This window comes from Rhizobium sp. Root483D2 (assembly GCF_001426685.1).
Lineage (GTDB): Bacteria > Pseudomonadota > Alphaproteobacteria > Rhizobiales > Rhizobiaceae > Pararhizobium > Pararhizobium qamdonense.
This window is the reverse complement of sequence record NZ_LMFB01000020.1, coordinates 65853-91723: the sequence shown is the minus strand read 5'-3', so window position 1 is coordinate 91723 and position 25871 is coordinate 65853. Positions and strand designations below refer to the sequence as shown.

At 62.0% G+C, this 25871-nt stretch carries 22 protein-coding genes; 2 read left to right on the top strand and 20 right to left on the bottom strand.

Annotated elements, in window-relative coordinates:
- Positions 1-9: 9 nt before the first annotated feature.
- The 4 genes from ASD32_RS19260 to ASD32_RS19245 form a co-directional block, all read right to left on the bottom strand.
- Positions 10-1122 (bottom strand): ABC transporter ATP-binding protein, encoded by a 1113-nt coding sequence (locus tag ASD32_RS19260; RefSeq protein ID WP_060639670.1) that lies wholly within the window; start codon positions 1120-1122, stop codon positions 10-12.
- A 4-nt stretch (positions 1123-1126) separates the two neighbouring features.
- Positions 1127-2008, bottom strand: a complete 882-nt coding sequence (locus ASD32_RS19255; protein ID WP_060639669.1) for a carbohydrate ABC transporter permease — start codon at positions 2006-2008, stop codon at positions 1127-1129.
- A complete protein-coding gene (locus tag ASD32_RS19250; protein WP_060639668.1) occupies positions 2005-2886 on the bottom strand; it encodes a sugar ABC transporter permease in 882 nt (293 codons plus the stop codon). The genes ASD32_RS19255 and ASD32_RS19250 overlap by 4 nt, the downstream gene beginning before the upstream one ends.
- 171 nt (positions 2887-3057) lie before the next feature.
- Positions 3058-4281 (bottom strand): ABC transporter substrate-binding protein, encoded by a 1224-nt coding sequence (locus ASD32_RS19245; RefSeq protein ID WP_244490207.1) that lies wholly within the window; start codon positions 4279-4281, stop codon positions 3058-3060.
- Positions 4282-4652: 371 nt separating this feature from the next.
- Between ASD32_RS19245 and ASD32_RS19240 the strand changes: the two genes are divergently transcribed.
- On the top strand, positions 4653-5696 hold the full coding sequence (locus ASD32_RS19240) for a LacI family DNA-binding transcriptional regulator (RefSeq protein ID WP_156383246.1): 1044 nt from the start codon (positions 4653-4655) through the stop codon (positions 5694-5696).
- Positions 5697-5965: 269 nt separating this feature from the next.
- On the opposite strand, the gene ASD32_RS19235 is transcribed toward ASD32_RS19240, so the two are convergent.
- The 5 genes from ASD32_RS19235 to ASD32_RS19215 all read right to left on the bottom strand — a co-directional run bounded on the left by ASD32_RS19235 (position 5966) and on the right by ASD32_RS19215 (position 12155).
- On the bottom strand, positions 5966-7477 hold the full coding sequence (locus ASD32_RS19235; RefSeq protein ID WP_060639666.1) for an aldehyde dehydrogenase family protein: 1512 nt from the start codon (positions 7475-7477) through the stop codon (positions 5966-5968).
- Entirely contained in the window at positions 7477-8256 is a 780-nt protein-coding gene (locus tag ASD32_RS19230) for an enoyl-CoA hydratase/isomerase family protein (protein WP_060639665.1), read from the bottom strand. The genes ASD32_RS19235 and ASD32_RS19230 overlap by 1 nt, the downstream gene beginning before the upstream one ends.
- Complete coding sequence (locus tag ASD32_RS19225; RefSeq protein ID WP_060639664.1) at positions 8249-9862, bottom strand: acyl CoA:acetate/3-ketoacid CoA transferase; 1614 nt, start codon at positions 9860-9862, stop codon at positions 8249-8251. The genes ASD32_RS19230 and ASD32_RS19225 overlap by 8 nt, the downstream gene beginning before the upstream one ends.
- Positions 9863-10107: 245 nt before the next feature.
- Complete coding sequence (locus ASD32_RS19220) at positions 10108-11109, bottom strand: Gfo/Idh/MocA family oxidoreductase (RefSeq protein WP_060639663.1); 1002 nt, start codon at positions 11107-11109, stop codon at positions 10108-10110.
- Positions 11106-12155, bottom strand: coding sequence for a LacI family DNA-binding transcriptional regulator (locus ASD32_RS19215; RefSeq protein ID WP_060639662.1), 1050 nt, complete (start codon positions 12153-12155; stop codon positions 11106-11108). Before ASD32_RS19215 ends, ASD32_RS19220 begins: the two co-directional genes overlap by 4 nt.
- Positions 12156-12489: 334 nt before the next feature.
- Here ASD32_RS19215 and ASD32_RS19210 point away from each other — a divergent pair, with 334 nt between their 5' ends.
- Entirely contained in the window at positions 12490-13653 is a 1164-nt protein-coding gene (locus ASD32_RS19210) for a dihydrodipicolinate synthase family protein (protein ID WP_060639661.1), read from the top strand.
- Positions 13654-13672: 19 nt separating this feature from the next.
- Here ASD32_RS19210 and ASD32_RS19205 read toward each other — a convergent pair whose 3' ends face one another.
- The 11 genes from ASD32_RS19205 to ASD32_RS19155 all read right to left on the bottom strand — a co-directional run bounded on the left by ASD32_RS19205 (position 13673) and on the right by ASD32_RS19155 (position 25791).
- Positions 13673-14533 carry a TIGR01459 family HAD-type hydrolase gene (locus ASD32_RS19205; RefSeq protein WP_060639660.1) on the bottom strand — a complete coding sequence of 287 codons (861 nt, stop codon included), beginning with the start codon at positions 14531-14533 and terminating at the stop codon, positions 13673-13675.
- Complete coding sequence (locus ASD32_RS19200; RefSeq protein ID WP_060639659.1) at positions 14530-15819, bottom strand: FGGY-family carbohydrate kinase; 1290 nt, start codon at positions 15817-15819, stop codon at positions 14530-14532. Before ASD32_RS19200 ends, ASD32_RS19205 begins: the two co-directional genes overlap by 4 nt.
- Positions 15816-16871, bottom strand: coding sequence for a class II aldolase/adducin family protein (locus ASD32_RS19195; protein ID WP_060639658.1), 1056 nt, complete (start codon positions 16869-16871; stop codon positions 15816-15818). The genes ASD32_RS19200 and ASD32_RS19195 overlap by 4 nt, the downstream gene beginning before the upstream one ends.
- Positions 16872-16886: 15 nt before the next feature.
- The gene (locus tag ASD32_RS19190) at positions 16887-18398 is read right to left on the bottom strand and encodes a glycerol-3-phosphate dehydrogenase (protein WP_060639657.1); all 1512 of its coding nucleotides are present in this window, start codon (positions 18396-18398) and stop codon (positions 16887-16889) included.
- A gap of 66 nt (positions 18399-18464) precedes the next feature.
- Positions 18465-19136, bottom strand: a complete 672-nt coding sequence (locus ASD32_RS19185; RefSeq protein WP_060639656.1) for a class II aldolase/adducin family protein — start codon at positions 19134-19136, stop codon at positions 18465-18467.
- Between the two features lie 10 nt (positions 19137-19146).
- The gene (locus ASD32_RS19180; protein ID WP_060639655.1) at positions 19147-20184 is read right to left on the bottom strand and encodes a 2-hydroxyacid dehydrogenase; all 1038 of its coding nucleotides are present in this window, start codon (positions 20182-20184) and stop codon (positions 19147-19149) included.
- A gap of 10 nt (positions 20185-20194) precedes the next feature.
- On the bottom strand, positions 20195-21757 hold the full coding sequence (locus ASD32_RS19175; RefSeq protein ID WP_060639654.1) for an FGGY-family carbohydrate kinase: 1563 nt from the start codon (positions 21755-21757) through the stop codon (positions 20195-20197).
- Positions 21757-22881 carry an ABC transporter ATP-binding protein gene (locus tag ASD32_RS19170; protein WP_060639653.1) on the bottom strand — a complete coding sequence of 375 codons (1125 nt, stop codon included), beginning with the start codon at positions 22879-22881 and terminating at the stop codon, positions 21757-21759. The genes ASD32_RS19175 and ASD32_RS19170 overlap by 1 nt, the downstream gene beginning before the upstream one ends.
- Positions 22878-23996, bottom strand: a complete 1119-nt coding sequence (locus ASD32_RS19165; protein ID WP_060639652.1) for an ABC transporter ATP-binding protein — start codon at positions 23994-23996, stop codon at positions 22878-22880. Before ASD32_RS19165 ends, ASD32_RS19170 begins: the two co-directional genes overlap by 4 nt.
- Positions 23997-23999: 3 nt before the next feature.
- The gene (locus ASD32_RS19160) at positions 24000-24857 is read right to left on the bottom strand and encodes a carbohydrate ABC transporter permease (RefSeq protein WP_060639651.1); all 858 of its coding nucleotides are present in this window, start codon (positions 24855-24857) and stop codon (positions 24000-24002) included.
- 10 nt (positions 24858-24867) lie between these two features.
- Positions 24868-25791, bottom strand: a complete 924-nt coding sequence (locus ASD32_RS19155) for a sugar ABC transporter permease (protein ID WP_060639650.1) — start codon at positions 25789-25791, stop codon at positions 24868-24870.
- Positions 25792-25871: the final 80 nt, after the last annotated feature.

The window sequence follows — 25871 nt, the reverse complement described above, 5'->3', positions numbered from 1 at the left end:
TGGTAAGGCTCAGCCGATGCGTTGCTGGCTTTGCGGATCGAAATACACCGCCTTGTCCAGGTTGAAGGCCAGTCTGGTATTCTGGCCGGGGGCGATGCGGGCGTCGGCACGCAGACGCGCCACGACTTCCTTGCCGCCGAGCTTCGTGACCGCGAACGTATCAGACCCTGCCGGTTCCACCACCTCGATCAGGCAGTCGCCTTCCACCAGCAGGCGGGCATTGCGATCGGCGCCGTCGGGATCGGTGAGCGCTTCCGGCCTGATGCCGAAGACGACCTGCTTGCCGCTATAGGCGGCAAGGCCAGAGACCTGGGCGACCGGCAGATGCAGCGGTTCGGAATCCGGGCGCACCAGCGAGACGCGCAGATCGTTGCCGCCGCCTTCGACCGTGGCGGTCAGGAGGTTCATCGCCGGCGAACCCATGAAGTCGGCAACGAACAGATTGGCGGGATTGTTGTAGATCTCAGCCGGCGTGCCGAACTGCTGCAGGATGCCATCCTTCAGGACGGCAATCTTGGTCGCCAGCGTCATCGCCTCGATCTGGTCATGCGTCACGTAGACGATCGTCGTCTTCATGCGCTGGTGCAGGCGCTTGATCTCGGTGCGCATATCGACGCGCAGTTTCGCATCGAGATTGGACAGCGGCTCGTCGAACAGGAAGACCTGCGGATTGCGCACCAGCGCCCGGCCCATGGCCACGCGCTGGCGCTGGCCGCCGGACAGCTGGCTTGGCTTGCGGTCGAGCAGATGGCCGATCTGCAGCATGTCGGCGACCTGCTTGATTGCCTTGTCGCGCTCGTCCTTCGGCACGCCGCGAATTTCCATGCCAAACGCGATATTTCCGGCCACCGTCATGTTCGGATAGAGCGCGTAGGACTGGAAGACCATGGCGATGTCGCGCTTGGACGGATGCAGGCCCGCCACCGATTTGCCGTTGATCGAGATTTCGCCGGAGGTGATCGGCTCGAGCCCGGCAATGGTGTTGAGCAAGGTCGACTTGCCGCAGCCGGACGGGCCGACCAGCACCAGGAAGCCGCCCTCGTCAATTTCTAGGTTGATGTTCTTCAGGATTTCCAGCGAGCCGTAGGACTTGCGCAGATCGGTGATTTTCAGAAAGGACATGGCTTTAACCCTTCACGGCGCCGGACATCAGGCCGCGGACGAAATAGCGGCCGGAAACGATGTAGACGACAAGCGTTGGCAGGGCGGCAAGGATCGCGCCTGCGAAATGGACATTGTATTCCTTCACCCCGGTGGAGGAGGAAACGAGATTGTTGAGCGCCACCGTCATCGGCGTCGAATTGGCGCCCGAGAACGAAGCCCCGAACAGGAAGTCGTTCCAGATATTGGTGAACTGCCAGATGACGGAAACGACGATGATCGGACCGGATGACGGCAGAAGGATACGCCGGAAGATCTGGAAGAAGCTGGCGCCATCGATCTGCGCGGCCCGCACCAGTTCGGTCGGAAACGCCTCGTAATAATTGCGGAAATACAGCGTGGTGAAGCCGAGGCCATAGACGATGTGCACGAAGACCAGTCCGGTCGTCGTTCCGGCAAGCCCGAAAATGCCGAGCATGCGCGCCATCGGGATCAGCACGATCTGGAACGGGATGAAGCAGGATAGCAGCAGCATGCCAAAGAAGATGCCGGAGCCGGGAAAGCGCCATTTGGTCAGCACATAACCGTTGAGCGCGCCGATGATCGTGGAGATCGCAACGGCGGGAACGACCATCAGGATCGAGTTGATGAAGAAGGGCTTGAGGCCTGTCGGCTGGACGCCGATCTGCGCGGTGGACCAGGCCGAGCGCCAGGGATCCAGCGTCCAGGTCTGCGGAATGTTCAACATGCCGCCTTGGCGGATTTCATCCAGCGGCTTGAAGGAATTGACCAGCATGACGTAGAGCGGCAGGAGCGAATAGGCCGCAAACAGGATCAGCACTGTGTAGATGAGCGCGCGTGTCAGGCGGCCGGACGAAATGGCGTTGTCAGGGCTCTGGACGCTCATACGCGCTTCTCCCCTTTGATTTCGGAATAGAGATAGGGGATGATGATCGAGAAGATCATCGCCAGCATGATGATCGCCGACGAGGCGCCGATGCCCATGGAATTGCGGGTGAACGTGTAGGAATACATGAAGGTCGCCGGCAGCTCGGTCGCCTGCCCCGGCCCGCCGCCCGTCAGCGCAACGACCAGGTCATAGGCCTTGATGGCGAGATGGGCGAGCACGACGAAAGCCGACAGGAAAACCGGGCGCATCAGCGGAATGATGATCCGCCGGTAGATCGTCGTGGAGGACGCCCCGTCGATCTGTGCCGCTTTGATGATCTCGTTGTCGACGCCGCGAAGGCCAGCCAGAAACATCGCCATGATGAAGCCGGTGGATTGCCAGACGGCGGCGATGACGACGCAATAGATCGCGTAGTTGCGGTCCTTGATCCAGGCGAACTGAAAGCTCTCCCAACCCCACAGATGCATGGTATTTTCAAGCCCGATGCCCGGATCGAGAAACCATTTCCAGGCCGTGCCCGTGACGATGAAGGACAGCGCCATCGGATAGAGATAGATCGGCCGCAGCAGACCTTCCGCGCGGATCTTCTGGTCGAGCAGAATGGCAAGACCAAGACCCAGCACCGAGCAGATGACGATGTAGAGCGTCGCAAAGATCGCCAGGTTGGAAATCGCCCGCCACCAGTGCGGCAGGGCCCAGAGCTTGGAATAGTTGCTCAAGCCCACGAAATTGTAGGAGGGCAGCATCTTGCTGTCGGTGACCGACAGATAGCCGGTATAGGCGATGAAGCCATACACGAAGACAATGACGATCAGAAAGCTGGGGGCGAGTACCAGTTTTGGCACAAGGTCCTGCAGCCGGCTTCGGCTATCCATAGCGAATACCACCGTTCTATAGGAATTGAATACAGCAAGATGCCCCTCACCCTAGCCCTCTCCCCGCAAGCGGGGAGAGGGGATTACAGAGGTTCCCGCCTGGTCCTTCTCCCCGTCATGACGGGGAGAAGGTGCCCGAAGGGCGGATGAGGGGCATTGTTCGCAGAATGATTACTGCGCGGCAGCCACAGCGGCCGGCAGTTCCTTGACGGCTTCTTCTGCGGTGAGTTCACCATTGAATTCGCGCGTCACGACGTCGTAGATCGCATTCTTGACAGCAGCCGGATTGGCATGGCCATGCGCCATGGAACCGAACAGCTTGCCGTTCTTGTCGGCATCGGCGAGATCGGCGATGGCCTTCTTGCCGCAGGCGTCAAACGCTTCGTTCGACACGTCGGTGCGGGCCGGAGCCGAGCCCTTGACCACGTTGAAGGCCGACTGGAAGGTCGGGCTTTCGATCGCGGCAGCCATTTCCATCTGCGCCGGCACCTTGTCGGCGGCAACCTTGAACATCGCGAACTGGTCGGAGTTGAAGGTTACGGCACCTTGGGTTTCCGGATAGCGCATGCAGACGAAGTCGGTGCCGGGCACCTTCTTGGCCTTGACGAATTCGCCCTTTGCCCAGTCGCCCATGAACTGCACGCCGGCCTTGCCTTCGATGACCATGGCCGAGGCCAGGTTCCAGTCGCGGCCGGAGAAGTTGTCGTCCACATAGGACCGCAGCTTGGTCATGCGCTCGAACGCCGTCTTCATCTTGTCGCCGCCGAGAGCCGCCGGATCGAGATCGATAAAGGCCTGCTTGTAGAAATCGGTGCCGAGCGAAAGAACGACCGCGTCGAACAGGGTCGCATCCTGCCATGGCTGGCCGCCAGCTGCGATCGGGGTGATGCCCTGCGCCTTAAAGTTATCGAGCAGAGCAACCAGCTCGTCCCAGTTCTGCGGCTCCTTGCCACCGGCCTTGTCAAGCGCTGCCTTGTTGATCCACATCCAGTTGGTGGAGTGGACATTGACCGGTGCGGCGATCCAGTGACCGTCATACTTGGAAAACTTCTGCAGGGCAGCCGGGATGACCTTGTCCCAGTTTTCCTTGGCAGCGATTTCGTCGAGATTGCCGAGCGAGCCTTCCTTGGCCCAATCGAGAATGTCGAAGCCGAGCATCTGAACCGCCGTCGGGGCATTGCCCGAGGTGACGCGGGCGCGCAGCACAGTCATCGCTTCCGTACCGCCACCGCCGGCAACCGGCATGTCGGTCCAGGAGATGTTCTTGGTTTCCAGATCCTTCTTCAGAACGTCCAGAGCGGCCGCTTCGCCGCCGGATGTCCACCAATGCAGAACTTCGACATTTTCAGCCGCATGCACGGCAGTGCCGCCCATGACCGCGCCGCCCGTCATCATCAATGCTGCAATGGCTGTCGTCGTCATAAACTTGCGCATCGTAATCCTCCCGTTTGCAAGTCGTAGAGCGGGAAACTCCTCCCCCGCCGTTGAATGCCATCCCCGCCAAACGGGGAAGCAATTGGTTTGCGGCCTTTGCCGCTGGCTCATTTAAAACGTTATAAATCCCAGCAAGTCAAGCGCTCCACATCCTGTGCCGTACAATAGGCTTAACCCGCTGAATTATAGTATTTATAAGCTCGATTTTCGATACCGCACCGCAACAAATTCTTACGGTTTTCCTGCATTTAAAACGTTTGCATAAACATATTGCCTCTGCCCGCGTCTGACGCTACAAAAACGGCTTGTCATTGCCGCAAGGGAGTATTTCATTGGCTGACACTCCCAAATCCTCTGTCCCCGGCACGCGGCTGAAAAGCGCCAAGCCGACCCTGCGCACCATCGCCGATCTGACCGGCTTTGCCGTTACGACCGTGTCGCGCGCGCTGAGCAACGCTCCGCAGATATCGGTGGAAACCCGCAGGCGCGTCCACGAGGTAGCCGCCGATATCGGGTACCTGCCGGATCGCGCCGCCCAGCGGCTGAAGACCGGCCGCACCAATGTCATCTGCGTCCTGCTCGATCCGCACGAGGAAATCCTCGGCTATGGCATTTCGCTGATGCACGGGTTGGCCCAGGCGCTCCAGGACACGCCCTATCATCTGATCGTCATGCCGAATTTCATCGACGGCGCCAATATCGATGCCATCAGCCATATCGTGCGCAACGGCATGGCCGACGGGCTGATCTTTTCGCGCACCGAACCGTTCGATCCGCGCGTGCGGCTGTTGCTCGAAAACGGCTTCCCGTTCGTTACCCACGGCCGCACCGAGTTCACCACGCCGCACCCTTACGTCGATTACGACAACTTCGCCTTCGCCTACGAGGCCACCAAACGCTTGATCACCCGTGGCCGACGCAAGCCGATGATCATCCTGCCGCCCAAGCGCATGACCTTCTCGCAGCATCTGCTGCACGGTTTCATGACCGCGGTGCGCGAAGCCGGCGTCGCCTACGAAATTCCCGACGAGATCGACCTCGACTGTCCCGTCGAACAGATCCGCGACTATATGAGCCGGCGCGCCGGTGAGCCCGGCGCCCCCGACGGCTTTGCCTGCGGCGGCGAGGTCTCCGCACTCGCAACCATCACCGGCATGAGCGACCACGGCCTGACGCTGGGGCTCGAATACGACATCGTCGCCAAGCGAACCTCCAAGCTGCTCAGCCAGATCCAGCCGAAGGTCGAGACCATCTACGAAGACCTGACCGACACCGGCACACGGATGGGCCACGTCCTCCTCGCCCGCATCGCCGGCGACGAGACCACGGACATGCAGGTTCTGCTGCAGCCGCAGATTGATTTTGCGGGGGGTTAAGGCATGAGGGACATCGTTTCTCATCCCGATGAGGCTTACCCCCCTCTGTCGGCGACACCGACATCTCCCCCTCAAGGGGGGAGATTGGCCGCTAGCTGCGTCGGCATAAGGGAAAAGAACGATCTCCCCCCTTGAGGGGGAGATGTCCCAAAGGGACAGAGGGGGGTAAGTGTCCCCGATCTCCGTAAAATATGGAATGGAGACGCCCTGCTCCACAAAATTCAACATCCGCATAACGCCCTCCTTTCCCCTCATCGCCGCAATCCACCTCAGCCGCGCGGCATCCACCAGCCGGTGCGGCCGCCGATATGCATGTTGAGCGTCTTGGTCTCGGTGTAATCCTCCACCGCATGACGGCCGAGTTCGCGGCCAAGGCCCGACTGGCGGTAGCCGCCGAAGGGCAATTCCGAAGCGCCGTCCATGAAGGTGTTCATCCAGACCGTTCCGGCCCTGACCTTGCGTCCAACCGTCAGGCAGGTATCGAAATCGCGGCTCCAAACGCCGGCCGACAGGCCGTAATCGATGGAATTGGCAATCCGGATCGCCTCGTCCGCCGTCTCGAACGTCAGGACGGACAGAACGGGCCCAAAAACCTCTTCGCGGGCGACGGCCATGTCGGGGGTGACCGCAGACAAAATCGTCGGCGACATGAACTGGCCGGAGCCGAGATCGAGTGCCGAACCGCCATGCGAAACCGTCGCGCCATTGCCGGACGCGGCCGTGACGTAGCCGACGATCTTTTCCAGATGCTGCGGCGTGATGATCGCGCCGACCTGCGTTTCGGGATCAAGTGGATCGCCGACCTTGACCTTTTGAGAAAGTGCTGCGACGCGGGCAATCACATCCTCAGCAATATCCTTGTGGACGATCAGCCGCGAACCGGCATTGCAGCATTCGCCGGCATTGAAATAGGCGCCGAAAACAGCCGCATCGATGAAATCGTCGAGATTGGCATCCGGAAAGACGATCTGCGGGTTCTTGCCGCCAAGTTCCAGCGACACTTTCTTCAAAGTCTGCGCCGCATTGGTCATGGTCAGCTTGCCGATCCCGGTCGAGCCGGTGAAGGAAACCATATCGACATCCGGGTGCGAGGTCATGACCGCGCCGACATCCGGGCCGGTACCGGTGATGATATTGACGACCCCCGCCGGAACGCCTGCAGCCTCGAGAATCTCGCCCAGCACGAGCGTTGAGCCGGAGGTGAGCTCAGACGGCTTGACCACCGTTGTGCAACCGGCTGCCAGCGCAAAGGGCAGCTTCTGGCTGACGATGAGGAACGGAAAATTCCACGGCGTGATGATCGAGACGACGCCGATCGCTTCGCGCAGCACGACGCCGAGCGTGCCGTCACCCAGCGTATTGTAGCTTTCGCCGTGCAGGTCGCGGGCGAGCGCTGCGGCATAGCGCCACATATCGGCAGCACCACTGAGTTCGGCCTTGGCCTGGCTGATCGGCTTGCCGCTCTCGATGCAATCGAGATAGGCCAGCTCATCGGCCCGCGCCGCGATCATGTCGGCAGCCTTCAAGAGAACAAGCGAGCGCTCCGAGGCCGTCATGCGCGGCCAGGAACCATCGTCAAACGCCTTGCGTGCGGCCGCGATCGCCCGCTCGGCATCGGGTTTCGTCGCGGCCGGATAGCGGCTGACGGTGACGCCATGGCCGGGCGCGACGCGCTCCAGCGTCCTGCCCTCGGCCGCCTGCCCCCATTTGCCGTCGATCAGCATCTGGAAATCGCGCACTGTCACATCGGCCAAAGCCTTGGGCTTCACCAAAACCGTCATTACCATTCTCCCTTGAATTCCGCGGGGCGCTTGCCGGCAAAAGCCGCAACGCCCTCTTTCATGTCGCCGGTCTTGGCCGCCAGGATCGAACCCAGCGCTTCGACGGCGGTACCGTTGTCTTCGCCATTGGCAGACGCAATCATCAGCTTGCAGATTTCCAGAGCCGCCGGACCGCGCTTGGCAATACGCCCGGCATAATCGCGGGCTGCGTCCAGCACCGTTCCGGTCGGCGCGACAGCATCGACCAGTCCCAATGCCCTTGCCTCGTCAGCTGTAAACATTTCGCCGCCCAGCACCATGCGCCGCACCACCTGCGCGCCAAACCGCTTGACGAGACGCTGCGTACCCGACCAGCCGGGCACCATGCCAAGGCTCGTTTCCGGCAGGCCAATCTTCACCTGGGTATCGGCGATGCGGATATCCGCCGCCGCCGCCAGCTCCAGCCCGCCGCCGAGTGTGTGGCCGTTGATCGCGGCAATCACCGGCATGCGCAATGTCGCCAGCCGCTCGAACACGCGGTGTCCGAAGCGCACCCATTGATGACCGAATTCGTTGGGGCTCATCGCCCCCCAGGCCTTGATGTCGCCGCCGGCGGAAAAGGCCTTGCCCTCCCCCGTCAGGATCACGACGCGGATATTGCCATCCGCTTCCACCGTATCGCAGGCAGAAGACAGCGCCTTCAGCATGTCCATATCGAACGCATTCAGCTTGTCCGGGCGCGCAACCGTGAGCGTGGCAATCGCGCTATCGATCCCGATCTTGATCCGCTCATCAGCCATGCGACGCTCCCTTCAGCGTGCGGACCGGCTTTTGCGGCAGCGTCAGACCGATCGGCGCCTCATGGAACAGCGCTGCATCCATGACCTTCAGCGTATCGGAAACGATCAGCGGGAATTCCGACTGGTCGAGAATATGCGTCTGCAGATCGACGCCCGGCGCGATCTCCGTCAGCATGATGCCATCGGCGGTCAGTTTCATGACGCAGCGCTCGGTGACATAGGTAATGTCCTGCCCCTGTTCGACGGCGCGGCGGCCGGAGAAGGTGACGTGCTCGACTTCGTTGACCAGCTTCTTCAGCTTGCCTTCCTTCTCGATCACCAGCTTGCTATCCGCCATCGAGAGCTTGGCCCCGGCATTGAACATGCCGGAAAACACGATCTTCTTGGCCCGCGCGGTAATATCGACGAACCCGCCCGCCCCGGCCGTCACATGCGGCCGGAACGAGAGTTTCGAGACGTTGACCGAACCGGACCTGTCGATCTCGAGAAAGGACAGGAGCGAAGCATCGAAACCGGCGCCCTGGAAATAGGTGAACTGATAGGGCGAAGGCATGAAGGCATCGGCATTCGAGGCGCAGCCGAAGGCGAAATCGAGCAGCGGCACGCCCCCGACAGCCCCCTGTTCGATCACCCAGGTGACCGAGCCGTGCAGGCCTTCCTCCAACAGGATACGCGGCACATTGGCCGAGATGCCGAAGCCGAGATTGACGCAAGAACCACCCTGAAGCTCCTGCGCGACCCGCCGCGCGATGACCTTCTGGATATTGAACTCCGGCACGCGAAAGCTGTCGAGCGGCCGGAAGATTTCGCCGGAAATCGCCGGATCGTAATCCGTCAGCGTTGTCTGCTTCTGGTCGGGATCGACGATGACATAATCGACCAGCATGCCGGGCACGCGCACCTCATGCGGCTTCATCGAGCCGGATTTGGTGATGCGCTTGACCTGCGCAATGACGATGCCGCCATTGTTACGCGCCGCCAGCGCCTGGTCGAGGCCGCCGAGAGTGGCGCCCTCATGCTCATAGGTCAGGTTGCCGCGCTCATCGGCCGTCGTCGCCCGGATGATCGCTACCTGCGGCACGATGGCCTTGAAATAGAGCCAGTCCTCGCCCTCGAATTCCATCCTCTTGACGACCGGCTCGGCCGCAGCCGACGCGTTCATGGCGCAGCCCTGGCGCGCGGGATCGACGAACGTGTCGAGGCCGATCTTGGTGAGCACGCCCGGACGCTTGGCCGCGGCTTCGCGATGCATGTCGAAGAGAACGCCGGAGGGAATATTGTAGGCGGCAACCTCATCATTGCCGATCATCTGCCAGATCAGCGGCGGCTCGGATGTGGACGGGCCCGACGGGTAGGACCCGCCGATGATCTTTTTCAAAAGACCCTTCTTGGCGATGTAATCCACGCCCTTGATGCCGCTCATGTCGCCGGCGGCAATCGGATGCAGCGTCGTCAGATCGCGCGGATGGCCGGTGGCATCGAAATGCTCGCCGATCGCCTTCAGCATCAGATCCGGACATCCAAGCCCGCTTGACGACGACACAGAAACGATCGCGCCATCGGGGATCAGGGCAGCGGCCTCGGCCGGGGTGATATGCTTGCTCATGGGCGAAACTCTGTCGAATTCATCGTGGTTGTCAGGGGCAGCTCGCTGCCTCTTCTCCCCAGCGGGGAGAAGGTGGCCNGGATGAGGGGGACCGAAGGCAGTTTTGCTGGCTCCAGCTTCGCTGGAGGCCCCCTCATCGCCTCGCCTGCGCTCGGCACTTCTCCCCGCAGGGGAGAAGGGGAAAATCACCGCCTCCGCCTCAGGATAAAAATGCGTTCGCTCGGCTGGGTCCCGTACCATCACAGTCAAAGTCCCGGTTCGATCGCGACGGCATTGCCGCTGGCCGCCGCCTGCATGACCGCAAGCCCTGTCGCCAGCGACCAGACGCCGTCTTCGCCGCCGCAAAGCGGCTGGCCTTTGCCGGTGATGGCTGCATCGAAGGCGATCAGCGTATTCTCATAGAGATTGCGGTGGTCGAGCGTCAGCTCCGTCTCGCCCTCGGCATTGCGCAGGGTCACGGTGCCGATCGGCTTCTGCGTCATGCAGTTGCGCGCGATCAACGATCCCTCGGAACCGTGAACCTCAAAGCCGGTCACCGCATATTTTGTGGTGAACCCGTCATGGAACTGGGCAATCAGACCCGATTTGAAGCGCAGGACGCCCATGGCCGCATCTTCAAGACCGGCCTTGGCCATGCCGCCATACTGGCCGAGCGCCACCGCTTCGACCGGATCGTCGCCAAGCACGAAGCGCAGCGTGTCGGTGTCGTGCACGGTGATATCGAGAATGACGCCGCCGCCCGCTTCCGGCCTGTCGAGACGCCAGCCCTGCAGGTGCGCCGGAAGGTAACCGGCATGGCAGACGCGGGCCGCCAGCGGCTTGCCGATCCGGCCTTGCGCAATCGCCTCGCGCATCGCACGGTGTGTGGCAGCCCCCCGCAGGTGATGGTTGGTCGCCATGACCACACCGGCATCGCGCGCGGCCTTGACCATGATACGGGCATCCTCAAGCGAGGTCGCCAGCGGTTTTTCGCACAGAATATGCTTGCCGGCCTTGGCCGCCGCGATCAGCTGGTCGCGGTGCAATTCATTGGTGGTGGAGATGTAGACGGCCTCGACATCGGGATCGCCGACAAGCTCGGCAAGGCTGGTCACCGATTTGGCAATGCCATGGTCTGCGGCATAGGTGGCGCCGCGTTCCGCACTGGTGCTCATCACCGAAACGATCTCGCCGCCCACGGCACGGATCGCATCGATCACCCATTCATGGGCAATCGTACTTGCCCCGATCAAACCCCAACGTGTCATAACAAGGATAACCTTTCCCGCTTGTCGATGGCGGCGCCGCAACTCTGGCGCACCACCAGCCGCACCGAGCTGACGATCGCTTCCGCGTCCGCCCGTCCGGCATTGATCTGTTTCAAAAGAAGCTGCGCTGCCCGCCGCCCCATGCCCTGCGGATCGACCGAGATCGTCGTCAGCGCCGGCACCGCCGTCTGCGCCTCGATGACATCGTCAAAACCGATCACGGCAAAATCCTCGCCCGGATCAAGCCGGTGCGCCCTCAGGCCATCGCAGACACCGAAGGCGACCGCATCGTTGAAGCACACGGCCGCCGTCGGCCGCTCGCGCAACAGCAGCGCCCGCTGAATGGCAGCAACACCCCCTGCCCGCGACGGCGCCGAGCTGACCACAAGCTCGTCATGCACGGCGAGATCCATATCCGACAGCGCATCGCGATAGCCCTGCATCCGCTCGTTGAACACGGCCGTATCGGGAAAACCGCCAAGAAAGGCGATGCGGTGATGGCCAAGCCCGGCGAGATGACGGACCGCGTCGCGCATGCCGGCATGATTGTCCGATACCAGCGACGACACTTTGGCGCCGGCGACCTGCCGCACGACGTTGACGACGGGGATACCGCTTGCCACCAGCGGCTTCAGATCCGAAGCATCGGTGCCCCGCGCCGGCGACAGGATCAGGCCGGAAATGCCATGTTCGCGCATCGAGGCAATGACCTCGCGCTGGCGATCCACACTTTCGGCGGTGTTGGCGAGGAACTGTACATAACCGGCCGACTGCACGACCATATCGACGCCGACGGCAAGCTCGGCAAAGAAGCTGTTGGTCAGATCGTTGACGACGATGCCAATGATCTTCGACTTGGAATTGGATTGGCGCAGGTTGGCCGCACCGCGATTATAGACATAGCCGAGATCACGGATGACGGCATTGACCTTGGCGCGGGTGGTCTCGTTGACGAGCGGGCTCGCCTGCAGCACGAGCGACACGGTCGATTTCGACACGCCGGCGGCATGCGCAATATCGATGACTGTCACCCGTTCCTTACCCACATTGTCCTCCCGGCGAGGTCTTCTTGCCTCAGCACTTTCGGCAAAATAATTGGAACGTTCCAATTTTGTCAAGCGCATTTCGAAAAAGAAGTTTTACCGCACGCATCTTGACTGGAAACAAACGCATCAAGCAAAATCCAAACGGCAAAAACCCATTTATAAACAACACACTTTACCAAAAAGTATCAATGAAAAGCGCTGTGAACTGGATCAAAACAACGCATGAACGCGTCCAGTGATCGGCCTTCCCACCTCGTTTATCCACCAAATTATCTCTTGAAATTTGGAACGATCTAAATTATTCGGCTTTCACTAGCCTTAGGAGGAGCCCCGCATGTCCGCCACCCTGCCGCTGCCGCGCGCCGACGGTTCGCTTGAGATCTACCGCTTGACGGGAACCCCGATCGCGCGGCCGCAGACGGTCCCCGTCTTCAACCGCATCGCCTATGCGGCTGCCCATGTCGTCTCCGATCCGCTGCGCGATCTCGACCCCTGGGGCCGGCCTGCGATCGACTGGGAGCGGACCATGGCGTTTCGCCATCACCTCTGGGCGCTCGGCTTCAAGATCGCAGAAGCGATGGACACTTCGCAACGCGGCATGGGTCTGAACTGGGCGGGTGCGCAAGAACTCATCCGCCGGTCGCTCACGGAAGCCCGCAGCGTGCCGGGCGCCGATCTCGCCTGCGGCGCAGGCACCGATCATCTTTCCCCCGCCGATACCCGCTCGCTCGACGACGTCATCCGCGCCTACGAAACCCAGGTCGGCTTCGTCGAGCAGGAAGGCGGCCGGTCGATCATGATGGCCAGCCGTGCGCTCGCGCGCATCGCCGCATCGCCGGACGATTACCGCAAGGTCTACGGCCGCATCCTGTCGCAGGCCAAGGACAAGGTGGTGCTGCACTGGCTCGGCGACATGTTCGATCCGCAGCTGAAAGGCTATTGGGGCTCGGAAAATTTTGAAACCGCGCTCGATACCGTGCTTTCGATCATCGAGGACAACAAGTCCAAGGTCGAAGGCATCAAGATCTCGCTGCTCGATAACGCCTGCGAAGTCGCCCTGCGCAACCGCCTGCCCGGCGATATCCTCTGCTTCACCGGCGACGATTTCAATTATGCCGAACTGATCGAGGGCGACGGGCAGAAATACAGCCATGCCCTGCTCGGCATCTTCGACGCCGTCGCGCCATCCGCCTCAAAGGCGCTGGCTTCGCTGGCATCGGGCGATACCGGTACGTTCCGCGCGGTGATCGAGCCGACCGTGCCGCTGTCGCGGAAGATCTTCGAGGCGCCGACGCAATATTACAAGGCGGGCGTCGTCTTCCTCGCCTGGCTGAACGGCCATCAACGGCATTTTACCATGCCCGCCGGCATGCAATCCGCCCGTGGCGTCCTGCACTATGCCGACATCTTCCGCCTGGCCGACAAGGCCAATGTCCTGGATATGCCGGATATGGCGGCGGAGCGGATGAAAGCGTTTCTGGTTACGCAAGGGTTTTGAGCGCCGCCTGCGGGAAGTCTTAGCGCCCGGACCAGGTAAACGCCGGCAGGATGAAGTCTGGCATGGCGCCATGCTCGGCAAACAGCGCCTGGCGCTGCGCGTCCGATGCGGTTTCCAGAATGCCCGTCGTCACCAGGATCGATTTCAACCCGGCGCCCGCAGCACCGGCAATGTCATGCTCGATACTGTCGCCGATGCAGCAGATTTTCTCAGGCGGAAGGTCCCCGAGGAATTCGCGCGCCGTCGCATAAATGTCGGCAAACGGCTTGCCGATCCAGCGGACCTGCCCGCCCAGTTCCTCGTAAAGCTCGGCAATCCGCCCCGCTCCAAAGGCCGTGCCCTCCTTCGTCAGCATGATCTTGTCCGGATTGGTGCACAGGCATGGCACGCCACGCCTGGCCGCCGGCGCCAGCAGCGTCTCGTAAAACGACAGCGGATGGAGATCCCCTTCGCTGGCCGCAAGCATGATGAAATCCGCATCTTCGCCGCTTTCGGTCCGCTCAAGACCCAGCCCGTCAAGCGGCGAGGTATCGCCGTCGCGGCTGACCAGCAGGCATTTGCGGCTCACACCGCCTGCTCCCTGCCCGCTTTCCTTCTGCAGGATACGCCAGGCGACCTCGCCGGAGGTCAAGAACCAGTCCCAGCTCGTGCGATCGAAACCAAGGGCTGCAAGCCGCCGGTCATTCTCCGCCGAACGCTTGCCGGAATTGGACAGGATGATGATGGTCTTTCCGGCCTGTTTCAGCCGCATCAGCGTGTCCACCGCCCCCGGATACGGCCCCTTGCCATCCCGCAGCACGCCGAACTGATCGATCAGAAACGCGTCGAAACGCTCGGTGACCTCATCAAGGCCGGCGATTTCCAGTGGCCCGCCGCTCATATCACACCCGCCGATTTGGCGCCCGTCAGCGCAAGCCGCGCCGTGCCGGCCGCTGCCTCTTCCGAAGCCACAGGCAGAAACGGTACCGGCATTTTGCGGTTGCGTATCTGAGTCCAGACCGCATTCTTCGCCCCGCCGCCCACCGTTCGGATGGAGCGCAACGGCGGACTGCCGAGCGAAACCAGCCGCTCATAGGCGAGAGCCTCGACACCGGCGATCCCCTCGAAGATGGCCTTCAGGAACATGGCATCGCTGTCCGGCCGCGGTGTCATGCGCGGCTTCATCGCCGGATCATTGACCGGAAACCGCTCGCCATCCCTGACCAGCGGATAATAGTGAAGACCGGTATCGTCAGCCGGATCGATGTCCGCTGAAAGGGCGGCAATCTGCGCATTGTCGAAATGCGCCGCCAGGACCACGCCGCCGGTATTGGAAGCCCCGCCCGCCAGCCACATGTCGCCGATCCGGTGGCTGTAGAGACCGTATTCCGGCGCAAACAGCGGCCGCCCGGACAGCATCTTCACCGTCAGCGTCGTCCCGAGCGCCGAGACGGCATCGCCGGGCTGATCGGCGCCCGTTGCCAGAAACGATGCGCAGCCATCCGTGGTGCCCGCGACAATCACGACGTCATCACTAAAGCCGAACGCGTCCGCTGCCTCAGCGGAAATTCCGGCCACCGGCGATCCCGCCGGCAGAACGTCCGGCAGCAGATCGGGCCGCATGCCCGTTGCGGCAATCCAGTCCGGCCAGGTGCGCGATACCGGGTCATAGCCGGTCTTCAAGGCATTGTTCTCATCGGACACATCGTAGAGCCCGGTGAAATGCCCGGCAAGCCAATCGGCCTGATGGATGATCCGGAAGACATCCGGCACGGCCTGAAATGCCAGAGCCTTCGCCAGACCGGACGTCGCCCCATGCGCCGCACTTTCTTTCGGCGCATGCGCCTTGATCAGCGCCAGGATATCCGCATCTTCCACGGGATCATTGTACATCATCGGCACCGCCAGCGGCGCACCGTCGGCGCTGACCGGTAGCATCGTGCCGGAGGTGCCGTCGATCGCGATCGCCCGGACCTGCCTGCGGTTAATCGCATCCAGCACCTGCCCCAAGGCCGTCTGCACCGCCTGCCACCAGACGGCCGGATCCCGGTGATCGGCGGAAAAATCCGCAAGCTTCGACGAGCCGGAGGCGACGACGTTGAAGGCGGCATCCATCGCCACCGCGCGCGCGCCGGATGTGCCGATATCGATGCCGATCACCAGCGGCTTTTTTGCGTCACCCGTCATTGCAGCGTCTTTCCGGCCCGGTTCAGTTCCTGCCGGTATTTTTCCGCATCCCAGCCGAGAAGCTCGCCGTTTTCGGCATCCGTCAGATAGCGCAGCCGCGCACCCTCACCGATCCGGCCGAGCACATCCGAGAGGCAGCGCGCCATGGCCAGCGCACCGGCCGTGACGTCCTTGGCGACCAGCACGCCCTTGCCCGGAAACAGCAATGCCGGTGGAACGGCCTGCCCATCAGCGCGATGCCGCTCCTCGATCGAGGCTGCCGTATCGCCGGGGGCTGCAACAAACGAGCCGCGCCCGAGAAAGATCACATGGTCCGGATAGAGGCTGCCCCCGGCAGCAATGCGGCAGCTTGCCAGATCGGTGGCGGCATCATGGATCAGGCTTTCCTGCGGCAAGGTGAACTGACTGCCCACCGCCAGCCGCGACAGGGCCGCGATATCCGCATCCGGCGCCGTGCGGCGCGGCAGGGCGAGCCTTTGGGAGACCTCGGCCAGAAGACGCTCTGCCTGCGCCACCGTTTCGGCTGCCACCGCAAGACCGTGATTGCCGAGGATGAGCACGCTGGTATCCGGCCGGATCCGTGCAGCAATCGCCTTGGCGAGTGGCAGGCCCGGCCGCGCATAGGGCACGAACACATGCGGGATATCCGGCAGTTTCGAGGCGGCGATGGTTTCGCCGTTGACCTGGACAGCGGTTGCGATGGTCTCGACGCAATGAACGTGGATCACCACCTTCTGCGGCATCAGCGCATGCACCGTCGTTTCGATCGAGGGCCGCAAACCGGACGGATTGCGATCCCGGATGACGAAATCCTGCGCCTTTTCCGTGGAAGGATCATCGCGCTCCAGCGCATCGAGCAGAGCATCGAGCGCCACCGGCACCATCACGTCGCGCTTACGGGCATGGGCGAGCCAGAGACCCGATGCCTTGATCCACAGCGTGCCGCCTTCCTTGATCGAGGTATTGCCGCCGGCCGCCTGCACCAGCGACGGATCGGCACCGACCCGGGCCGAAACGTCCAGAAGGGCTTCGAATTCAGAACTTTTCACCATTGTCTCCGATATGTCTCAGGCCGCCTGCGGCTGTTGCAGACACCAGGATGCGAACGCCTCGCGCTCGGCCGGGGTCATGTGCAATCCGTGTTTCGTGCGGCGTTCCAGAATGTCCTGTGGCGTCTGCGCCCATTCGGTCTCGATCAGGAACCGCGCCTCGCGCTCGCGCAGCAACGGGCCGAAAGCAGCACCGAGATCGTCGAGCGAGGCGGCGCCGGAAAGCAGATCATGCGCACGCGTGCCGTAAAGCCGGGCGTAATGCTTGACAAGACCGGCGGGAAGCCAGCGGTACCGGGCGCTGAGATCAGCGAGAAACTGCTCGAAATCTGCGTCTCGCATATCGCCGCCGGGCAGAATGCCGCCTGCGGTCCAGCCCGGTTTCATCGCCGGGAAGAACGGTCTGATCTTTTCCAGCGCGTGTTCGGACAACTTGCGGAATGTGGTGATCTTGCCGCCGAACACGGACAGCAGCGGCGCCTTGCCGCCCTCCGCATCGACCTCGAAAATGTAATCGCGCGTCACGGCGGACGGGTTTTCGGCATTGTCGTCATAGAGCGGCCGCACGCCCGAAAAGCTGTGGACGATATCGCCGGGCGTCAGCTGCTGCTTGAAATAGCGGTTCACGGATTTGATCAAATAGTCGATCTCATTTGCATCCGCCTTCACGTCTTCCGGGCGCCCCTCATAGGGAATATCGGTCGTGCCGATCAGCGCCAGATCGTTTTCATAGGGGTTGATGAAGATCACCCGTTTGTCCGGGTTTTGCACGAGATAGGCTTGCCGCCCCTCCCAGAATTTCGGCACGATGATATGGCTGCCCTTGACCAGGCGGACATTGCGGCGGGAATTCAGCCCGGCAACCCGGCCGATGACATCGTTGACCCAGGGACCCGCCGTGTTCACCACGCAGCGTGCCTTGAGCGCGGTCTTGCGGCCCGTGCCGGTTGCGGTCATCTCGATATCCCAGAGATCGCCATTGCGGCGCACCGAGGTGCAGGCGGTCCGGGTGTGGATTTTCGCGCCGCGCTGCTGCGCATCGAGCGCGTTGAGCAGCACCAGGCGGGCATCATCCACCCAGCAGTCGGAATATTCGAATGCCTTGCGATACTCCGTCTTGACCGGCGCGCCCTCCGGCGCGGTGCGCAAATTAAGCGTACGCGTGCCCGGCAGGCGTTTGCGGCCACCGAGATGATCGTAGAGAAACAGGCCGAGCCGCACGAGCCAGGCCGGCCGGTCGGACGCGCTGTGCGGCAGGACGAACCGCATCGGCCAGATGATATGCGGCGCGGATTGAAGCAGCACCTCGCGCTCGATCAGCGCCTCGCGCACCAGCCGGAATTCATAATATTCGAGATAGCGCAGGCCGCCATGCACAAGCTTGCCGGAGCGCGAGCTGGTCCCCTGAGCCAGATCGTCCTTTTCGCAGAGCACGACCGACATGCCGCGCCCGGCCGCATCGCGGGCAATGCCGGCGCCGTTGACGCCGCCGCCGATGATGAACAGGTCGATGATCCCTTCAGCACTCACGCTCGTCTCTCCTGTCTAACGTGCATTGGACCAAGCATGACCAGCCGGCACCTTCGCTCGCCTGCGTCATCCATTAGAGGCCTTCTTTGCGCCATCCTGCAATCCGTAGCTGGCAAAGCCCTTGCGGACGCCGGCAATCTCTTCCGCTGGCAATACGACCGGGCCGCCGATCAGCAGCGCATGGTAATATTGCTTGGCAATGGTCTCCAGTTCGACCGCCGCCCACATCGCCTTTTCGAGGCTGGCACCGGTGGCCAGCATGCCGTGATTGGCCATCAGGCAGGCGGTGCGGCCCTCCATCGCCTTGAGGATATTGTCGGAAAGTTCCTTGGTGCCGTAGCGCGCATAGTCGCAGACCTTCACATCGTCACCACCGAAGGCGGCGATCATGTAGTGGCAGGCGGGGATCGGCCTATGCGCAATGGCGAGAATGGTCGAATAGATCGCATGCGTGTGGATGACCGCGTTCACCTCGGGCCGGCTGCGCAGGATATCGAGATGGAAGCGCCATTCCGTCGAGGGTTTGCGCGGGCCGTCCCAGGCGCCGTATTCGCCCTCCAGCGGCAGCGAGGCAATCATATCCGGCGTCATCTCGTCATAGGGTGCCGCCGACGGCGTGATCAGCATGCGGTCTTCGTAACGAGCGCTGATATTGCCGGATGTGCCCTGGTTGATCCCGAGCGCATTCATCTTGCGGCAATGATCGATGATCGACTGGCGAACGTAATTCTCTGTCATTGCGGCGCCCTCAGCACGGATTGACGGGCGGGAGGCCGGCGATGTAGCGGCGCACCTCTTCGGCCGCCATCTCTGCGGCATAGGTGACCGTGCGCACGGATGCCCCGGCAATATGCGGCGTCAGCGTCACGTTCGGCAATTGCAGCAACGGCCAGTCGGCAGGCACCGGTTCGACGGCAAAGGTTTCCAGCATGGCGGACGAAAGCTGGCCGTTCACTAAGGCCTCATACAGCGCATCATAATCGCAGAGCGGTCCGCGCGCCGTGTTCACGAAGATCGCACCCGGCTTCATTTTGGCAAAGCTTTCGGCATTCATCATATTCCGCGTCTCGTCCGACACCCGCGCATGCAGCGTCACGAGATCGGAGCGCGACAGGAGATCGTCGAAGCTTACATGCTCGACACCGGCATTGCGGTCATCGGCAGACAGCTGGACATAGGGATCGTAGACCAGCACCTTGGTTCCGAATGCCCGCAGCAGCCGAACCACCTTGGTGCCGATATTGCCGTAGCCGACGACGCCGACGGTCATTTCCGAAAGCTCGCGGCCGGTCTTGTCGGCACGGTAGAGCTCACCACGCCATTCGCCCTTGCGCAGGGATTCGTGGCCGGACCGGATCAGCCGGGTTTCGGCAAGGATCGCGCCGAGGGTAAATTCGGCAACTGCGCTGGCATTGCGGCCGGGCGTGTTGACCACCAGGACACCGGCATCGCGCGCGGCATTCATATCGATATTCACCGGCCCGCCACGCGAAACCGCGACGAATTTCAGGTCCGGCAACTTGGAAAACATGCCCCGGGAAAACGGCGCCAGCTGTGTAATCACCATCTCCGCATCGTCAACGAACGCGATGATGTCGTCGGCCTTGCCCATATATTCCTTCAGGCCGTCCATGCCCTCCACCGCATAGCCATGCTCCATCGGCTCATCCGGCCAGGGCTGTTCGAGAAGACGGATATCATGCCCCTCGCCACAGGCTTCCACGACCTTGTCGCGAAAGACCGTCGGTAGCATGAACCGGTCTCCGATGATGGCAATTTTCTTCATTTCAGTCTTCCTATTCAGATGCCGGGGCGGCGCCGTGGGACAGGGCGTGCCAGACCGGACGAAGGGACAGGCGCGATTGCCTGTAGAGTGGAAACGCCGCGTCAAAACGCGCCGCCATGGCTTTGTCGGCCGGTTCCGCCGGCCGCTGGTAGGGGGTGACCCATTCCTTGACGCACTCTTCCATCGAGCCGTAGATGCCAAGCGAGACGGCGGCGATCATCGCCGTGCCGGCAGCCCCCGCCTCCTCGCGCTCGCTGGTCTGCACCGATGAACCGAGCGCGCCGCCAAGAATGCGCCGCAAGGATGCGCTGCGCGCCGCACCGCCCGTCAGCCGCACCCGCGATGGCAGCGGCCCCATCTCGACGTAGCAATCGCGCGATGCCATGGCGAGACCATTGAAGACGGCGCGGACCATGTCGGCAAAGCCGTGGTTGAGATCAAGCCCGATGAAGGATGCCCGCGCAGACGCATCGACGAACGGCCCGCGTTCGCCGGCCTCGGAAATATAGGGATGAAAGAGAAGCGAGGTTTCCTTGGCTTGCGACAGCCAGTCCTCGACATGGCCGAGCAGCTCGGACTTGCTTTTCTCGATCCCCATGCCCTTCAGCACGCTGCCGGCCAGGGACAAAATCCAGTCTATATTGAGCGTCGCCGCCATGTTCGACTGCATCTGCGCATAATGGCCTGATATCGGCATGCACATGGTGTAGCCGGTGAGGTCCTTGTTGAGCTGAACGTCGTCAGGGCTTTTCGCCAGCCGCATATGCATGCCGGTCGAGCCGATGATCGAGCAGCCGGTATCGGTGCCCGGCTCGTAAAGCCCGGCGCCGAGCGAGGTGCAGACGACATCGACATAACCGAGCACAACGGGGGTTCCCGCCAGAAGCCCTGTCAGCGCGGCAGCCTTATCGCTCAACGCATGCCGGGTAACAGCGCCATCGACGATTTCAGGCAGGAGGTAGCGCTGTTTGCGCAGGTCGAGAAAGTCGATGACATCCTCGCAATATTGCCGGGTGCGAAAATCACCGAAGGTGAAATTGGCCTCGGAGGGATCGGTCGCCCGCTGGCCGGTCAGCTTGAAATAGAGCCAGTCCTTGCAGTGAAACCCCGTCGTAGCGCCTTCGATCATCTCGGGCGCATTTTCAAGGATCCACCTGAGCTGCGAGCCCATCTGGCAGGCGGCAAGGCCGGAGCCGGTATGGGAAAAGCGCGTGGCATCGCCGCTGTCGCGGCGCAGGCGCTCGACGGTGTCGCCAGCGCGGGCATCGAGCCAGAGCCAGCCCTTGCCGACGGGATCGCCGTTTTTGTCGATCAGCCAGGTGCCGTCGCCCTGGCCGGTCACCGAGATCGCCGCAACCCGGCTGGCAAGGTTCTCCACCTTGCCGGCGAGATCGGCCAGCGTCTTTGCGGTATCGGCCCAGGTGCGGTCAAGATCCTGAACGACACCCCGTCCGCCCTCGCTTTCATAAGCGTTGGGAATGGCTGAAAATGCGATCTGCTTGCCGCCCAGGTCAAAGGCGACCGACTTGATGACGGAGGTTCCCGCATCGATCCCGATCAGGATATCGCGCATCAGGCCAGCTCCTGCCCATGGCTGATGGCCCGCCCGCTCTCGCCGTCGAACACGTGCAGGCTCGAGGGATCAAGCCGGATACCGACATTCTCGCCGATGGCCAGATTGGTGCGGTCATGCTCGACCAGCACCATCGTACCGCCGGCAAAATCGGTGGCGATATGGGTCTGGTCGCCCAGCCACTGGTTGACAGCCACTTTCGCACCAACGCCGCCTTCGCTGCGGCGAACGGCATAGGGCCGGATGCCAAGCACGACCTTGCTGCGCTTCATCAGTTCGGCGCGCACTTCATGCGAAAAATCCGACGCCTTGTAGTCAAGCTTCACGCCCTCGTTCAGACCGAAGGAGACGGTATCGCCGGTGCCGGAAATCCCCGCCGAAAACACGTTCATCGGCGGCTCGCCGACAAAGGTGCCGGTGAACAGATTGGCCGGACGCTCCTTGATCATCTGCGGCGTATCGAACTGCTGCAGCACGCCGCCTTCCATGACGGCGATCCGGTCGGCCAGCGCATTGGCCTCCGTCTGATCGTGGGTGACAAGAATGGCGGTCAGGCCGCGCTCCTTAATGAAATGCTTGATGCGGCCGCGCAAAAGCGCGCGCAACTGCGGCTCCAGCTGCCCCATGGGCTCATCGAGCAGATGCAGGTCCGCATCGCGGATCAGCGCCCGGCCCAGCGACGCCCGCTGCTGCTGGCCGCCCGAGATCGAACTCGGATAGCGGCCCATGATATCCTCGATCTCAAGCAGCTTGGCGATATTGGCGACCTTTTCGTCCACCACGCTCTGCGACAGCTTGGAGGCCTTCAGCGCAAAGGCGATGTTTTCGCGCACCGTCAAAGGCGGATAGAGCGAGTATCCCTCGAACGCCATGGCGACATTGCGCTTGACCGGCGCAAAGGTCTGGACCTCGCGCCCCTTCATCGCGATCGTACCGCGCGACACGGCCTCGAAGCCGGCGACCATGCGCAATGTCGAGGTCTTGCCGCAGCCGGAAGAGCCGAGAAGCGCGATGATCTCGCCCTTCTTCACGTCCATGTTCAGCTGCTTGACGGCATGGACGCCATGATCGATCGGGCCATAGAACTTGTCGACGCCCTTGATGAACAGTGCGGTCTCGCTCATGCCGCTTCTCCATTGCGTGTTACCTGGGTTGCGGCAGACCGGATCAGCCCGCCACTCTCCTTGTCGAACAGGAAGGCCGCCTGGCCATTGACGGCGATATGGGCAGGGCCGGATACGGGACCCGGCGTCCCCGCCGGGCGCGATACCAGAATTTCCCGGCCGCGTGCCGTCAGAACCAGCGTGACGGTCTTTTCGTTCAGCGGCGTTTCGGCTTCCACCGTCACCGGAATGGCGGCAGCCGCGCCCGCATCTGTAAAGGCGATTGTCTCTGGCCTCAGACCGATGACGCAGGTCTTTCCAACCACATCCGACGGCATGCCGGGCAGTGCCACCTTGACGTTCGAAAGCTCGACATAGACCCCGTCCGGTCCGGATTTCGGCGTGACATCGAGAAGATTGATGGTCGGATCGCCGAACAGACGGGCGATCTCGATATCGGCGGGGGCATTGTAGATATTCTCGGGCGTGCCGATCTGGCGGATGCGGCCCTGTGACATCACGGCGATCCGGTCTCCCAGCGCCATGGCTTCCTTGTAGTCCTGCGTCACATAGACGACCGTTGCCCCTTGCGCGGCGAGCAGGCGCGGCAATTCCAGCCGCATCTCGAAACGCAGCTTGGCGTCCACATTGCGCAAGGGATCGTCAAGCAAAAGCAGCGGCGGCGAGCCAGCAAGCGCTCGGGCGAGCGCGGTCCGCTGCTTCTGGCCGTTCGACAGCGCCTTGGGATGATGCGACAGGACCTGATCGATCTTCAGGAGCTTGGCCACCTTGTGCACGCCCGCCGAGATCGCATCCTTCGTCGCGTTGGTCGCCGTCAACGGGCTGGCAATATTGTCGAAGGCGCTCATATGTGGAAACAGCGCGAAGTTCTGGAAAGCCATGCCGATGCCGCGATGTTCGGCGTCGATATCGGCGACATCCTCGCCGCCGATCAGGATCTGCCCTTCCTCCGGATCGATCACACCGGCCACCAGCCGCAGCAGCACGGTCTTTCCCGCCCCCGAAGGACCGAACAGGACCAGCGTTTCGCCATCGGCCACATCCAGCGACAGATTGTCGAGAACCGTGTTGGTCTTGTAGCGCTTGACGATGTTTTTAAGCTGAAGTGTCGTCATGATTTATCCCTTCACCGCGCCGAGCGACAGGCCTTCGACGAGGTAGCGCTGGGCGTAGAGTGCAAGTGCAAGCGTCGGTGTTACCGACAGCACGATGGCCGAGGCGATCTGGCCGTACTGGATGCCCGACGAGGTGACGAAGGCAAGCGCGCCGACGGTGACCGGCTGCTTGTCGGCCGAGGCCAGCACCAGCGCGAACACGAAGTTGTTCCAGGCGAAGATAAAGGCCAGCAGGCCGGCTGCCGCAATCCCCGGACCTGCCAACGGCAGCGCGATCTTGCGGAAGGTGGCAAACCAGGAGTGACCGGCGATGCGATAGGCATATTCCACATCGGCCGAAATATCCTCGAAATAGCCGCGCACGATCCACAGGATGAGTGGCAGGCAGATCAGCTGGTAGACCCAGATCAGCCCGAAATAGGTGTCGGACAGCCCAAGCCACTGGAAATACTGGGTGAGCGGCAAGAGCACGAGCAAGGGCGGCGCAAAGCGGAAGGACAGGAGCGTGAACGCGATATCTTCAGAGCCCTTGAACTTGTGGCGGGCAAAGGCATAGGCCGCGGGAACGCCGAGAACCAGCGCGATGGCAACCGACGTCACCGACAGGAAGATCGAGTTCATCAGGTTGCGCATGAAGGCGATGTCGAGCGTGCCGGCCGCCGTCGTCAGCTTGCCGGTGATGAGTGCCGCATAGTTGGACAAGGTGGGCGTGAAGATGATCGATGGCGGGATCGCCAGAATTGTCTCGTTGGTCTGGAACGACATCAGGAAGATCCAGAAGATCGGGAACATGAAGAAGATGACGACGAGCGTCAGCGCGATCAGCCGCAGCGTTTTTTCAAGCGTGGATGTGGTTTCCATGGTTTTCCCCTCACGCTTCGCCACGGGCGCGTTCGCGCAGCCGCAGCCAGTTCTTGATGAAGATATTGGAGAGCAGGTACGTAATCGCCCACAGGATGACCATCAGCGCGGCGGAGCGCCCGACATTGGTCGACTGGAAGAAGTTGAGATAGGCTTCCACCTGGAAAACGGTCAGCGTATTGCCCGGTCCGCCTTGCGTCATCGCATAGATGATGTCGAACTGCTGGATGCTGTCGAGCAGCCGGAACAGCGTTGCCGTCAGGATATAGGGCGTCAGCATCGGCAAGGTGATGCGGAAGAACACGAAGGTCCTCGGCACGCCATCGAGCGCCGCAGCCTCGAACGGCTGGGTCGGCAGCGAGCGCAGGCCGGCCAGCAAAAGGATCATGATGAAGGGCGTATAGACCCAGATATCGACGAGAACGACGGTGAGCAGCGCCGTGCTCGGCGACGAGGCCCAGCGGAAATCGTGCAGTCCGATGAGGCTGGCAAGATAGCTCAGAATGCCGAAGCTCGGATTGGTCATCAGCTTCCACATCAGCGCGGCGAGCGCTGGCGCGATCATCAGCGGCAAAAGCAGCATGATCGAGATGAAATTGTTGACCGTCGAACGGCGCTGCAACAGGAGCGCGATGCCAAGACCGAGCAGGAGTTCCAGCGTCACGGTAATGCCGGCATAAAGCAGCGACACTTTCAGCGTGTTCCAGAAGGCCGGGTCGGTGAAGAAGTTGAGATAGTTTTCACCCCAGTTGAACTGCCGCGCCCAGGGTTGGCTCAGGCGGTAGCGCTGGAAGGAATAGATCACGGCGGTGAAGAAGGGGATCAGGATGCCGATGCACACAAGCAGCGCCGGCAGGCTCAGCACATAGGGCAGCATCTTCCGGCTGATGCGGAAACCTGAAGCGGGCTTGCGGAGGGTTGCTGTTGAAGCCATGTCGAGCTCCGTTCTTTGTCTGTGAAGAAAGCGCGCGGCACGCGGATCGTCCCCGCGTCAGTCCATCGGCATTTCAGGTT